Source organism: Mycobacterium sp. DL592, from assembly GCF_011694515.1.
In the GTDB taxonomy this organism is placed as follows: domain Bacteria; phylum Actinomycetota; class Actinomycetes; order Mycobacteriales; family Mycobacteriaceae; genus Mycobacterium.
Genome location: NZ_CP050192.1, coordinates 4,873,411 through 4,885,583, shown reverse-complemented (window position 1 = coordinate 4,885,583; position 12,173 = coordinate 4,873,411). Strand labels below are relative to the sequence as shown.

Annotated in this window: 12 protein-coding genes; 6 read left to right on the top strand and 6 right to left on the bottom strand. The window is 68.1% G+C overall.

What is annotated here, in order from left to right:
* Window positions 1-39: 39 nt before the first annotated feature.
* Entirely contained in the window at window positions 40-1,473 is a 1,434-nt protein-coding gene (locus HBE64_RS23360) for an alpha/beta hydrolase family protein (protein WP_167107870.1), read from the top strand.
* On the opposite strand, the gene HBE64_RS23355 is transcribed toward HBE64_RS23360, so the two are convergent.
* Entirely contained in the window at window positions 1,470-2,672 is a 1,203-nt protein-coding gene (locus tag HBE64_RS23355; RefSeq protein ID WP_167107867.1) for an MFS transporter, read from the bottom strand. The genes HBE64_RS23360 and HBE64_RS23355 overlap by 4 nt on opposite strands.
* 93 nt (window positions 2,673-2,765) lie before the next feature.
* On the opposite strand from HBE64_RS23355, the gene HBE64_RS23350 reads away from it, so the two are divergent.
* Entirely contained in the window at window positions 2,766-3,101 is a 336-nt protein-coding gene (locus tag HBE64_RS23350; protein ID WP_167107864.1) for a helix-turn-helix transcriptional regulator, read from the top strand.
* Between the two features lies 1 nt (window position 3,102).
* On the opposite strand, the gene HBE64_RS23345 is transcribed toward HBE64_RS23350, so the two are convergent.
* Window positions 3,103-3,618, bottom strand: coding sequence for a nitroreductase family protein (locus HBE64_RS23345; protein WP_167107861.1), 516 nt, complete (start codon window positions 3,616-3,618; stop codon window positions 3,103-3,105).
* A gap of 2 nt (window positions 3,619-3,620) precedes the next feature.
* Window positions 3,621-5,654 carry a M13 family metallopeptidase gene (locus tag HBE64_RS23340; RefSeq protein WP_167107858.1) on the bottom strand — a complete coding sequence of 678 codons (2,034 nt, stop codon included), beginning with the start codon at window positions 5,652-5,654 and terminating at the stop codon, window positions 3,621-3,623.
* Between the two features lie 69 nt (window positions 5,655-5,723).
* Here HBE64_RS23340 and HBE64_RS23335 point away from each other — a divergent pair, with 69 nt between their 5' ends.
* The gene (locus HBE64_RS23335) at window positions 5,724-6,323 is read left to right on the top strand and encodes a hypothetical protein (RefSeq protein WP_167107855.1); all 600 of its coding nucleotides are present in this window, start codon (window positions 5,724-5,726) and stop codon (window positions 6,321-6,323) included.
* Window positions 6,320-7,009 carry a hypothetical protein gene (locus HBE64_RS23330; protein WP_167107852.1) on the top strand — a complete coding sequence of 230 codons (690 nt, stop codon included), beginning with the start codon at window positions 6,320-6,322 and terminating at the stop codon, window positions 7,007-7,009. The genes HBE64_RS23335 and HBE64_RS23330 overlap by 4 nt, the downstream gene beginning before the upstream one ends.
* Here the strand turns inward: HBE64_RS23330 and HBE64_RS23325 are convergent.
* The 3 genes from HBE64_RS23325 to HBE64_RS23315 are packed head-to-tail and all read right to left on the bottom strand — an operon-like array spanning window position 6,996 to window position 10,875.
* Window positions 6,996-7,421, bottom strand: a complete 426-nt coding sequence (locus tag HBE64_RS23325; protein ID WP_167107849.1) for a CoA-binding protein — start codon at window positions 7,419-7,421, stop codon at window positions 6,996-6,998. The two genes, HBE64_RS23330 and HBE64_RS23325, sit on opposite strands and share 14 nt — an antisense overlap.
* 8 nt (window positions 7,422-7,429) lie before the next feature.
* Window positions 7,430-7,930, bottom strand: a complete 501-nt coding sequence (locus HBE64_RS23320; protein ID WP_167107846.1) for an XRE family transcriptional regulator — start codon at window positions 7,928-7,930, stop codon at window positions 7,430-7,432.
* Entirely contained in the window at window positions 7,927-10,875 is a 2,949-nt protein-coding gene (locus tag HBE64_RS23315; RefSeq protein ID WP_167107843.1) for an efflux RND transporter permease subunit, read from the bottom strand. Before HBE64_RS23315 ends, HBE64_RS23320 begins: the two co-directional genes overlap by 4 nt.
* Window positions 10,876-11,139: 264 nt before the next feature.
* Here HBE64_RS23315 and HBE64_RS23310 point away from each other — a divergent pair, with 264 nt between their 5' ends.
* On the top strand, window positions 11,140-11,673 hold the full coding sequence (locus HBE64_RS23310) for a hemophore (RefSeq protein WP_167107840.1): 534 nt from the start codon (window positions 11,140-11,142) through the stop codon (window positions 11,671-11,673).
* A gap of 124 nt (window positions 11,674-11,797) precedes the next feature.
* Window positions 11,798-12,169, top strand: a complete 372-nt coding sequence (locus HBE64_RS23305; protein WP_167107837.1) for a heme-binding protein — start codon at window positions 11,798-11,800, stop codon at window positions 12,167-12,169.
* The last annotated feature ends 4 nt before the right edge of the window (window positions 12,170-12,173 follow it).

The window sequence follows — 12,173 nt, the reverse complement described above, 5'->3', positions numbered from 1 at the left end:
CCAAAGGCTTTCCACAGCAACCGAACCCACAATAGAGATGTGCCGCCCACACCATCGCCGTCACCCTCGCCGGTGGAGCCGCTTCCGCAGCTGCCCGCACCCGACTTCCATCAATACGCGCATGGGATATCCCTGTTGGGTGGCTGGCTCCCGCTGACCATCGAGATCGTCGTCGCGGTCGTGGTGGTCTTCGTGGTCGGATGGCGTTCCCGGCGCTGGCGCCTGGTCTGGCTTCCGGTCTGTGTGGTCGTCGGCGTGCTCGGCGCCCTGGCCGCCCGAATGTACGTCGACTCCGAAGGCCTTGCCTCCGACCCGGCCCCGCCCGGATTGTGGGTATGGGTAGGGGTATTCACCGGGACCGTGGCGGTTGCCATTTTCGGCTGGCGGCACGCGTCGTGGCGGCGGCGGATACTGTCGCTGTTCGCCATCCCGCTGACCCTGCTGGCAGCGCTGGTCGCGCTCAACCATTGGGTCGGCTACTACCCCACAATCCAGTCAGCCTGGGGAGCGGTGACGGCCGGGCCCCTGCCGAACCAGGTGGACGCCGAGGACCTGCCCGGGCTTCGCAACACTCTGCCTGACAATGGCAAGCTTGTCGAGGTCGACATCCCCGGTGACGCAAGCGGATTCAAGCACCGAAGCGAGTACGTCTACCTTCCGCCAGCCTGGTTCGCCGGGGACACCCCGCCGCGGCTGCCCGTCATCATGATGATCGGCGGTGAGTTCAACACGCCGTCGGACTGGATGCGTAGCGGCAACGTGATGCCCATCATCGACGGCTACGCGAAGAGCCACGGCGGACAGGCCCCGATCTTCGTCTTCGTCGACTCCGGTGGAAGCTTCAACAACGACACCGAGTGCGTCAACGGCCCGCGCGGCAACGCCGCAGACCACCTGACCAAGGATGTCCGGCCCTACGTTGTCGATCACTTCGGTGCCTCTGACAAGGCCGCGAACTGGGCAGTGGTCGGCTGGTCGATGGGCGGCACCTGTGCTGTCGAGCTCACCGTCATGCACCCTGACCTGTTCAGCACCTTCGAGGACATCGCAGGCGACCACGGGCCCACGGCCGGTACCAAGGACCAGACCATCAGCCGGCTTTACGGCGGTGACGCCGCGGCCTGGGCTGCGTTCGACCCCCGAACAGTGATGTCGCGCCACGGACCCTATGACGGTGTCGCCGGGTGGTTCGAGGACACCGTCAAGCCGGCCAATGCCGCGTCGCCGTACGCCGGTGGGCACCGCCCGCAGTCTGACGCCCCGCTCGGGTTCGGCGGCCACGACGAATATCGCGACTCCGATCAGGCGGGTGCTGCCGACGATCTGTGTGCGGCGGCGCACGCCGTCGACATCAACTGCTCGGTGCATCGCATCATCAGCTTCCACACCTGGCAGTTCGCCGAACGCGCCTTGTCCGATGCACTTCCGTGGCTAGCCGCGCAGATCAAGACACCGGGCGCCACCGTCAGTTAGGAACGGCGCATGCTGACCACTCCGACCGCCGCGGCGCCGAGACAGGCCAGTGCCACGATGCCGGCGAACCACGGGAAGACCTCAGCCAGTGGCCACTGGGTGGCCGCCCATCCGGCCGCGATCGTCGGCAGCGCCATCGCCGTGTAGGCGAGCAGGTAGAACGCCGACATCGTCTCGCCACGGCGGTTCGCCGGAACCACATCGGACAGGTGCCGCAGCGACCCGCCGAAGCCGAGTCCGAAGGTCGCCCCGAGCAGCGCCGCCGCTGCGAACACCAGCGGCCAGCGATGCGTGAGCAGTACTGGGATCGTCACCAACAGGGCGACGGCCATGCCCACATCGCCGATCACCGCCGAACGGCGGGCGGGCAGCCGGGTGGCCACCAGTTGCGCCATCGCGGCTGAGAACGCGGTCACGCCGACGACTCCGCCGCCGAACACCAGGTTGTGGATGTGGGTCTGCTGGGCGGCTAGGGACGGGTACAGGCTCAGCAGCACCCCGAGCACCGACCAGGATGCCATCGCGCCCAGGGCCGCGAACCAGAAGTCGTCCCGAATCTCTTGTGGCACCGCCGGTTTGCTGATCCGGATCGGGCCTCCGGTGCGCCCGTCATGGGTCTCGCGCAAGGCGAGCACGCCGACGCCGACCACGGCGCACACGACGGCGACCACCGCGTACGGCGTGCGCAGCGGGTGCGCGACGTACTGGGCGAGCAGTGCCGAGCCGACGATCGCGACGGTCATGCCGATGTTGAAGCTTACGCCGCTGAGTTGCCCCGAGCGCACCCCGTGGTGGGGCCGCAGGTCCAGAAGTGCCGCCGCGCCGGCCACCACGATGGAGCCCACGGCCGCCCCGTGGATGGTGCGGGCCAGCAGCAGCATGCCGATGTTGTCGGCGATCAGGAAGACGCCGAGCCCGACGATGAGGGCGGCCAGCGCACCGAGCAGGACGGGCTTGCGGCCCACGACGTCAGAGATCCGCCCCGACACCAGCACCGCCGCCAGTGCGGCGAACGCGTACACCGCGAAAACGATCGTGGTCGCCAGCGGCGACAGGTGCCAGTTCTCCTCGTAGATGCCGTACAGCGGGGCGGGCAGCCCGGAAACCCCCAGCGCCACCCCGGACAGCACCAGGAGCAGCGGGTAGGCCCATCTCTGAGTGTCGGCGTGGTTCGTCGGTGCTTCGACGGGACACGTCATGACCACTCCCAGGTATGTTTGACGGTTATCGAACTTGCTCGAGAGTACGCTCGGTTTGACGGTCATCAAACCCGTGGTGATGGAGGACACAGCGTGAACGAAGCCGATGTGGCCGAGCACCCGACGCACCCCGTCGGCGCCCTGCCGCAGGTTCTTGCCGCCCTCCAGGACCCGGTCCGCCTCGAGATGATCCGGCGGCTCCGCAACGCCGGCACCCCCCTGCAGTGCAGCGCGCTCTACGACGGCATCAACAAGTCCACGGCGACACACCACTTCAAGATCCTGCGCGAGGCCGGACTGACCGAACGCCTGGTCTGCGGCGGGCTCATCCACCAACGACTGCGCGTCGACGAGGTCGACGAGGCACTGCCCGGCCTGCTGCAGTCGGTCGTCGACGGTGCCAACCGCGAGGCGAGCACCCGCGCCTGACTCACCAGCCGCCGCGGTGGACCACCTCGTCGAAGGGCCTGCGGTTCGGCTTGCGGATCGGCACGAGCGGGCGATCGGCGGGGTAACCGATTCCGAGCAGATAGGCCACCAGGTAGCCGTCGGGCACACCGAGGATCGCCCGCGCCCTGTCCTGGTCGCCGACCGCCGAATGCCCGGTGCCGATACCGAGATCGGTGGCCGCGATCGCCATCGCCATGGTGGCCTGACCGAGGTCGTACTGGTCCATCAGCTTGCTGCGCTCATCCGGTGGCTCAGGCAGCACCAGCGCGACGGCGGCCTTGGCGGCGGCGATGTGGCCCGCGCCCAGCCACACCGTCGAAAGGTCCTGCAGCACTGCGGGATCGGTGACTACCACGAAATCCCAGTGCTGGTTGTTCCGTGCCGACGGCGAGCGCCAGCCCGCCTCGAGGATCCGGTCGAGGTCCGCGTCCGGAATCGGGGTATCGGTGTACTTGCGGACGTTGCGCCGCGCGCGGATGGCGTCCCAGGCGTCCACGCTCAGCTCCAGATCCGGACCCGCTGCTGCGGTTCCAGGTACAGCGCGTCGTCTGGATCGACCTCGAAAGCGTCGTAGAACGCATCGATGTTGCGGACCACCCCGTTGCAGCGGAATTCCGGCGGCGAATGCGGGTCGATCGCCAGCCGCCGGAGCGCCTCTGCCTCGCGGGACTTGGTGCGCCACACCTGGGCCCAGCCGAACAGCACCCGTTGCACCCCGGTCAGCCCGTCGATCACCGGCGCCTCTTTGCCGCCCAGCGACAGCTTGTAGGCCAGCAGTGCGATGGACAGCCCGCCGAGGTCACCGATGTTCTCGCCGACCGTGAACGCGCCTTGGACATGAGGGGGGTCGTGGCGTCCGGTCAAGTCACGCGGCACGTAGGTGTCGTACTGCTCGATGAGTTTCCTTGTCCGCGCACCGAACTCGGCGCGGTCCTCATCCGTCCACCAGTCGACAAGATTGCCGTCGCCGTCGTACTTGGCGCCCTGGTCGTCGAACCCGTGCCCGATCTCGTGGCCGATCACCGCACCGATGCCGCCGTAGTTGGCGGCGTCGTCGGCCGCGGCGTCGAAGAACGGCGGCTGCAGGATGGCGGCCGGGAAGACGATCTCGTTCATTCCGGGGTTGTAGTAGGCATTGACCGTCTGCGGGGTCATGAACCACTCGTCGCGGTCCACCGGGCCGCCCAGCTTGGCGGTCTCCCGGTCCGATGCTACCTGGGCGCCCCGAACGATGTTGCCGTACAAGTCGTTTCGGTCGATCACCAGGGCCGAGTAGTCGCGCCACTTCTTGGGGTAGCCGATCTTGGCGGTGAACTTGTCGAGCTTGGCCAGCGCCCGCTGCCGAGTCTCGGGTGTCATCCACTCCAAGTCGTTGATGCTGACCCGATAGGCCTCCCGCAGGTTGTCCACCAGCACGTCCATTCGTGACTTGGCGTCCGGCGGGAAGTGCCGCTCGACGTACAGCCGGCCGACCGCGTCGCCGAGGATGCCCTCGACCAGCGACACCGCACGCTTCCAGCGGTCACGGATCTGCTCGGTGCCGCTGAGCGTGCGGCCATAGAAAGCGAAGTCTTCCTCGACCAGCGCACTGGTCAGCGCCGCTGCCCGGGCGTGGATCAGCCGCCAGCGCAGCCACCACTTCCAGTCGTCGAGCGACTCGCCGGCCCACAGCGCGGCGAAGGCCGTCAGGTAATCGGGCTGGCGGACCACGAGTTCGGCCGCCGCCTCCGGTGAGGTGCCCAGCGCGGTGATCCAGCCGATCCAGTCGAAGCCGGGCGCCTCGTCCGCCAGGTCGGCGAACTTGCGAAGGTTGTAGGTCAGGTCGGCGTCGCGGCGCTTCACGACGTCCCAGTGCGCGGCGGCGAGTTTGGTCTCCAACGCGACGATGCGGGCCGCGGTGCTCTCCCATTCTCCGGTGTAGTCCTCGCCGTAGACCAGGGTGAACATCCGCGCGATGTGGGCGGGGTAGGCGCCCAGGATCGAGGCGTGCTGATCGTCGCGGTAGTACGACTCGTCGGGCAGTCCCAGGCCCGACTGGCTGACGTGCACCAGGTAGCGCGAGGAGTTCTTCGAGTCGGTGTCGACGTACACGCCCACACCGCCGCCCACCCCGGACCGCTGCAGTGCCCCGATCGCCGCGGCCAGCGCCGTATGGTCGGTCGCGGTGTCGATGGCTTTCAGCTCGTCGAGAAGCGGCTGGACGCCCCGGCGCTCGATCGCGTCCTCGTCGAGGAAGCTGGCATACAAGTCGCCCACCCGCTGCTCATCCGTGCTCAGGCCGATCCCCGAGTCGCTGCGCTCCTGCCCGCCGGGGGCCGCCCCCGTCGCCGCGGTTTCGATAATCAGCTCGCGGACCTGCTCTTCGGCACGGTCGTACAGCGAGCGGAACGCCCCGTCGGTGGCCCGGTCGGCCGGGATGGCGTAATCGGCCAGCCAGCGGCCGTTGACATGGCCGAACAGATCGTCCTGGGGGCGAACCGAGGATTCGACATGGGACAGGTCGATGCCCGAGCGCAGAGTTTCTACCGTCACCCAACCATCCTTACCAGAGGTGAGCGGCCGTCGTCCTCGGTGCGGGGCGGGCCCGGTAGCCTCCCCTGCATGCCCGAGGCGGACGAGACGACGTCGGAGCGCACGACCGCGGCCACGCGGGTGTTCTCCGGTTACGGCATCGCCTCGGCAGTGCTGGGGGCCCTTGGCGTGGTGACGGTGGTGCTGGGCGGGTTGATCTGGTCGGATCACCGCAGCGCCGCCGACGAGCGCACCTATCAGTCCCGGGTGCTGGCCGCCGCGGCGGACTGGACCGGTGTGCTGATCAACATGAACGTCGACAACGTCGACGCCAGCCTGCAGAAACTGCACGACGGAACCGTCGGTGGGCTGAACTCCGACTTCGAGTCGTCCATCAAGCCGTACCGGGAAGTGGTCAAGACGCTGCAGGCGCGCACCACCGGGCAGATCGAGTCGGTGTCCGTCGAGGCGGTCCACCACGATCTGGACCCCGCGGCCGGACAGCGTCCACCCCAGCAGGCGCCACTGCCGCCCGAACTGGCCCAGCGCACCGACAACGTCATCGTCATTGCCACCTCGGTGAGTGAAAATGCCGGCAACAAGCCGACGACCGTGCGGTGGAACCTGCGGCTCGGGGTCTCCGACGTCGACGGAAAGCTGTTGATCTCGCGGTTGGAATCGCTGCGATGAGGAACCTGGCCCGGGTACTGGCATTCGACATCGTCGCGCCGTTAGCGGCCATCGCCGCACTGATGGGCATCGGTGTGGTGCTGGGCTGGCCGCTGTGGTGGGTTTCGGTGTGCTCGATGATCTGCCTTCTCGTCGTCGAAGGCGTGATCGTCAATTTTGTTCTCTACCGGCGTGATTCGGTCACAGTGGGCACCGACGACGACGGGCCCGGGCTGCGGCTGGCGGTCGCGGCTCTGGCCACGGCGGCATTGGTGGCAGCGCTGGCCGTCGGATACACCCGGTGGACCGTGCCCGACCGGAACTTCCACAGCGACACCGCCGAGGTGGTCCGGATCGCCACGGCTGTCGCCGAGGCCACCGCCACCTTCACCCCCGGCGCCCCCACGGCATCGATCGACCGGGCGGCCTCGTTCATGGCACCGGACCGGGCCGGCGCTTTCAAGGACGAATTCGCAAAGGCCACAGCCGATCTCGCCAAGCGTAACGTGACGGCGCAAGCGCAGACCATCTCAGCAGGCCTGGAGGCGCTAGGCACCTCCGCGGCCAGCGTCGCGGTGGTGATGCGAGGCACCCAGATTCAGCCCGGGCAGCCGCCGGACACCGCGGTGCTCGCCCTGCGGGTCGGCCTGGCCAAGCAGGATGGGCAGTGGCTGGTTCTCGACGTCGCGCCGATCAACTCCCGATGAGCCGGGCGTAATCCACCTTCAGGCACCGGTCCATCACCACGCGCAGACCAGCCGCCTCGGCTTGCGCCGCAAGGTCTTCGTCCCACAAGCCCTGTTGCAGCCACAGGTATTTCGGGCGCGGATTCAGCGCAAGGGTGTCGGCCAGCACGGTGGGCAGCTCCTCGGTGCGGCGAAACACGTCGACCATGTCGGGCACTGTGGGAAGCGCGGCAAGCGACGGGTAGGCCGGGGTGCCACCGACCGCGGCGATGGTCGGGTTCACCGGGAACAGGTCGTAGTGACTTGCCCGGGCGAGATAGTCGAACACCCCGTAGCTGGGGCGGGCGGGATCAGCGGAGGCGCCGACCACCGCCACCGTGCAGGTGTCTCGCAGAATATGTTGCAGCGCAGCCGAATCGGGGTTGGACCACACCGACGGCGTCAGCTCTCGCCGTTGGCCCGCTGGGCCCGCATCTTCGCGAACCGGTCGGAGAGCCTGCGCATCCGGATCATCAGCGACGCCGGCGGGCTGACGCTGGCGTCCAAGTAGGTACTCAGGTCGGCGGGAGCCACACCGATGCGGGAGGCGAACTCCGGCTCGGTCAGCCCCGAGCGGTCCAGCAGCAGCCGCACATGCCGGGCGGCCTCGGCGCGCTCGTTGGACTCCAGGTGATTTCTGGCCCGGATCAGCACCTCGGCGAGCGCTTTGGAGATGCCGTACGGCTGGGAGTTCTCCAGCACCTCCTCGACCTGCCGGGCGGTGCGGCCGAACGGATCACGCTTGACGGCGACCACGATGCGCTGCCACACGGTGATGTCGCCGTTCTCCAACGCCGCGCGGATGGAGGCCGTCGGCCAGAATTCGACCGGACGATCGTCAAACGCGGTCGACGTGCCCGGCGCGGGTACGGCATCAGGGAGGGAGTCCGCTGCCACCGTCACCTCGCCTCCTCCAGGATCGCCACTGCCACCGAAAGGCAACGTTGCCTGATCGTCTCCCATTCAGCGCGGCCCTCCGCACCCGCCCAACGCTCGTCGTCGTCCGACGGGGTGGGGTCGGCTAGCCTGCGCACCAACTGGGTTGCGATCCATTGTTGCTCAGTTCGCTGTGAACAGTAATACCGGTCCATTCCGCCGAGTACCACCGCAGCGGTCTGGTAATCCATCACATCGACCAGTCCGGCGAAGTCGGCGTAGTCCGCGTGGTTGTTGCGGCACAGGATCAGGAACGCCTGCAGTCGCAGTGTCTCCGCGCAGGTCGGAATCTGCAGCCGGTCGCCGGTGGGAAGCTGCACGTTGGTGGTCTCCACGGGGCTGAGCCGCTCGACACCGGCGAGGGTGACGTCGCTCTCGGTCTCCAGCGCCTCCAGCGCGATGGCCAACCGGCCGCGCCACATCGTGACCGGGTGCACCGGGCGCGGGGCCGACGTCCTGGCGCCCAGGTAGGACCGGATCGGTTTACGTTCGACGGTGGTGGTTCCGCCCGCCGGAATTCGCTGGGGCAAGGGCCGGGTGGCATCATCGCTGCCACGCACACTCCCGGCCAGGGCGCCGAGCTTTCCGCACCCGGTGAACGCCATCGGATCGGCGACGCTGACGGCGTCGGGGGCCAGGTCCTTGAGCCGGGCCGCGTCCTTGACCACCATCTTCAAATCCGCCGTCGGCGGCATCAGCGACGAGATGTCGTCAGGGATGACGACCAGATCACCGAGGTCGACTTTCGGCAGCGGCTTCTCGAAGTCGACCGACGGCAGGATGCGGGCCAGCCATCCCGGCAGCCACCAGTTCCACTGGTCGAACATCGCCATCAGCGCGGGCACCAGGATCAGCCGGACCACGGTGGCGTCGACGGCTATCGCGACCGCACACGCCACGCCCATCTGGGCCACCAGTGGCATGCCCGCGAACGCGAACCCGATGAAGACCGCGATCATGATCAGCGCCGCGGAGGTGATGGTGCGCGCACTGGTGGCCACGCCGTAGGCGACCGAATCGCGGGTGTCGCCGGTCTGCAGGTACCGCTCCCTGATGCGGGTGAGCAGGAAGATCTCGTAGTCCATCGACAAGCCGAAGGTCATGGCCAGCACCAGCGGCGGGATCGTGCTGTCGATCGACGTGATCTGCTCGAAGCCCAGGCCTTCCAGCCAGCCCCACTGGAACACCATCACCAGGCTGCCGTAGGCGGCCGCGACGGACAGCACCGTCATCAGCACGCCCTTGAGCGCCAGGAACACCGACCTGATGGCAATCAGCAGCATGACGAAGGCGATCAGCGCGACGAAGACCAGGACCAGCGGCTGTTTCTGCGACACCTGGTCGTCGAAGTCTTTGATCAGCGCGGTGGGGCCGCCGACGTCGATCTTCACGCCGGCCGCGGCAGGCACCCTCGGCAGGTTGGCGCGCATCCAGTCGACGGTTGTGCGGGCGGCCAGGTCCTCGGGGTCCACCGAGAGCACCGCCGACATCAACGCGCTGCGGTTATCGTCGGCGAACACCGGCGGTGACACCGAGACGATGTTGGGCGCCTTGCCCATCTCGCTGCTGATGCCCTCCAGCGCCGCGGCGTTCTTGGGATCCGAGGCGCCGCCGCCGGAGAACTCCGCCAGCACCCGCACCGGACCCAGGGCGCCGGGCCCGAGCGCTTGGGCAGCCGCGGCGACACCGCCGCGGATCTCGTGTGACGACGGGAACTGCCGCTGCATGCTGTTGCCGAGCACCATCGAGAACGCCGGGGCGGCCATCAGTAGCAGCACCACCGTCGCCGACATCGCCGACAGCCACGGACGGCGCATCACCTCACCGACCCAGCGGGTCCAGAACCGCGACTGGGTGGCGTCCGCGCGACGCGACCACTGCAGCAGCGGCGAGCGTTTGGCCGCCGAACGGCCGAACGTCGCCAGCACCGCCGGGATCAGCGTGGTCGACGTCAGCACCGCCACCGCGACCGCCAGGATCGCTCCGGTGGCCATCGACCGCAGAATCGGCGTGTCGATGAGATAGATGCCCGTCAGGGAGGCGATGACGGTCAGGCCGGACAGCACCACCGCCAGGCCGGAGGTCGCCATGGCCGCATCGGCCGCCTGCTGGGGGTCGCGCCCAGCGCGCAGTTCCTCCCGGAACCGCATCAGGATGAACAGCGAATAGTCCACCGCCAGCGCGATGCCGAACATCGATACCGTCGAGGTGACGAACACCGACATCGACATGATCGTCGACAGGGCGTAGACCACCCCCATCGTGATCACCACGGTGAACAGGCCCAGCACCAGCGGGATGGCGGCCGCTGCCAGCGACCCGAACACCGCGAGCAAAACAATCAGAACGATCGGAAGGTTCCAGCGCTCGGCGGCGGCGATGTCGTGCTTGGTGGTGGTCTGGGCGGCAGCGCCGAGCGCGCCCTGCCCGATGACGTAGAGGCGCACCCGACTGTTCTCGGTCTGGCCGGGCTGGTCACCCCGGACGCCGATCTTCTGGCGCAGCTGTCGGGAGACGTCGACGGCGCCGGTGTTGTTGAAGTCCAGTCGCAGCGACACGACGTAGGGGCGGTCCGGGGCGGGTGCGGGCTGCGCCGGGTTGGGCACCACCGACACGCTCGGCACCTGCTTGGCGGCCGCCTCGAGCTGGGCCACCGCCTTGTTCATGTCCTCGTAGGAGGCGTCGGCGCGCGGTGCGGCGACCATGGCCAGAGGGGATGCCCCCTGATCGGGGAAGTGGTCCTCGAGTTGGTACTGCACGTGCAGCGACTGCGACCCGTCGACGTCGAAGCCGCCGCCGGTGAGCTGGTGAGACTGAGTGAGCGCCAGGTAGATGGCCGGAACGAGGGCCAGCAACCAGCCTGCGAAGACCAGCCAGCGGAATCTGCGCAGGTAGCTGCTCAGGCGCATCATGAACTGCTGGATGGCGATCTCCCCGCATTCTTCTCGGGTTTCGTGGCTGCGAGCCTACCGCAGGGCGCTGTGCACCGACCTGCCGTGATCCGCGGAATTAGCTGGATCGAGACCTGCCGGTGCCTGTTCGTTACCGGCGGCGAAGTGGCCGCCGGCTGCCGGTGATGGCAGGATGTGCGGTGCCAAACAACGGGTCGGGGACCACCGCCGTCGCGACGTGATCGCGGCAGCGGCCGGTGATCGTCGAACCGTGAGGAGCCTCCAATGCCTTGGCCCATCCCGTCTTTTGCTGCCGGATGGCGGCGCTGTCTCGGCGGCGTGCTGGCTGTCACCGCGCTCGGTGGCGGCGCCGCGCTGGCCACCACGTCGGCCACCGCGGCCCCGGACCCCTGCGCGGCGAGCCAGATCGCCAAGACCGTCGGTGGTGTGGCGAACAACACCGGCACCTATCTCGATGCGCACCCGCAGACCAATCAGGCGCTGACGACGATTTCCCAGCAACAGGCCGGGCCGCAGACGCTGGTCGCGCTCAAGACATACTTCGACGCCAACCCGCAGGTCGCCAAGGACCTGCAGTCCATTCAGCAGCCGCTGACGAGCCTGTCCACCCAGTGCAAGTTGCCGGTGAGCCTGCCCCAACTGCTCGGGTTGATGCAGACCGCCCAGGCCGGAGGCACGACGCCCGCCCAGGCCGTCGCCGGCTCGACCGGTGCCGCGACTCCCACCACGTCGTCGGTGCCCGCCGTCCCGGCGGGACTGGGTCCGCTGCCCGGGCCGTCGGCGTCCACGGCCCGCTAGACCGGGAGACATTCTCACGATTGGTTAAGCTCAAGGCGGGAAACTCAGCAGGGTTTCTGCTTAGCTTTCTTTTGTTGGTAATCCGTACTGACACGGTCTCGCCGAACCCTCAAAGGAGTCCGAGATGTTGATTTCTGCCCGCATGGCCTGTCGCACGGTCGTCGGAGCGATCGGCGCGGGCGCTGCCGCCGGTGCGATCCTGGTTGGCACGGCCCCCTTTGCACTGGCCGACCCGCCGCCGAACTGCACTGCCGCCGATCTCGCCGGGGTGTCCGCCGGGGTTTCTGCCGCGACGTCGGCTTACCTGTTCACCCATCCGGACGTCAACGCCTTCTTCACCGGCCTCGAGGGTGCGCCGCGTGACACCATCCGCACCGAGGTCCAGAAGTACCTGGACTACAACCCGTCGGTGAAGGCTGACCTGCAGGGCATCCGCCAGCCGCTGGTCGACCTGAAGAACCGCTGCGGCGGTGGCGCTGATCTCCCAGCCTCCTAGGCCC

What these genes read in the sequence shown, in the direction of transcription:
- HBE64_RS23355 (WP_167107867.1), bottom strand. Translation starts at nt 2,672, where the DNA reads ATGACGTGTCCCGTCGAAGCACCGACGAACCACGCCGACACTCAGAGA.
- HBE64_RS23335 (WP_167107855.1), top strand. Translation starts at nt 5,724, where the DNA reads ATGCCCGAGGCGGACGAGACGACGTCGGAGCGCACGACCGCGGCCACG.
- HBE64_RS23330 (WP_167107852.1), top strand. Translation starts at nt 6,320, where the DNA reads ATGAGGAACCTGGCCCGGGTACTGGCATTCGACATCGTCGCGCCGTTA.
- HBE64_RS23315 (WP_167107843.1), bottom strand. Translation starts at nt 10,875, where the DNA reads ATGATGCGCCTGAGCAGCTACCTGCGCAGATTCCGCTGGCTGGTCTTC.
- HBE64_RS23310 (WP_167107840.1), top strand. Translation starts at nt 11,140, where the DNA reads ATGCCTTGGCCCATCCCGTCTTTTGCTGCCGGATGGCGGCGCTGTCTC.
- HBE64_RS23305 (WP_167107837.1), top strand. Translation starts at nt 11,798, where the DNA reads ATGTTGATTTCTGCCCGCATGGCCTGTCGCACGGTCGTCGGAGCGATC.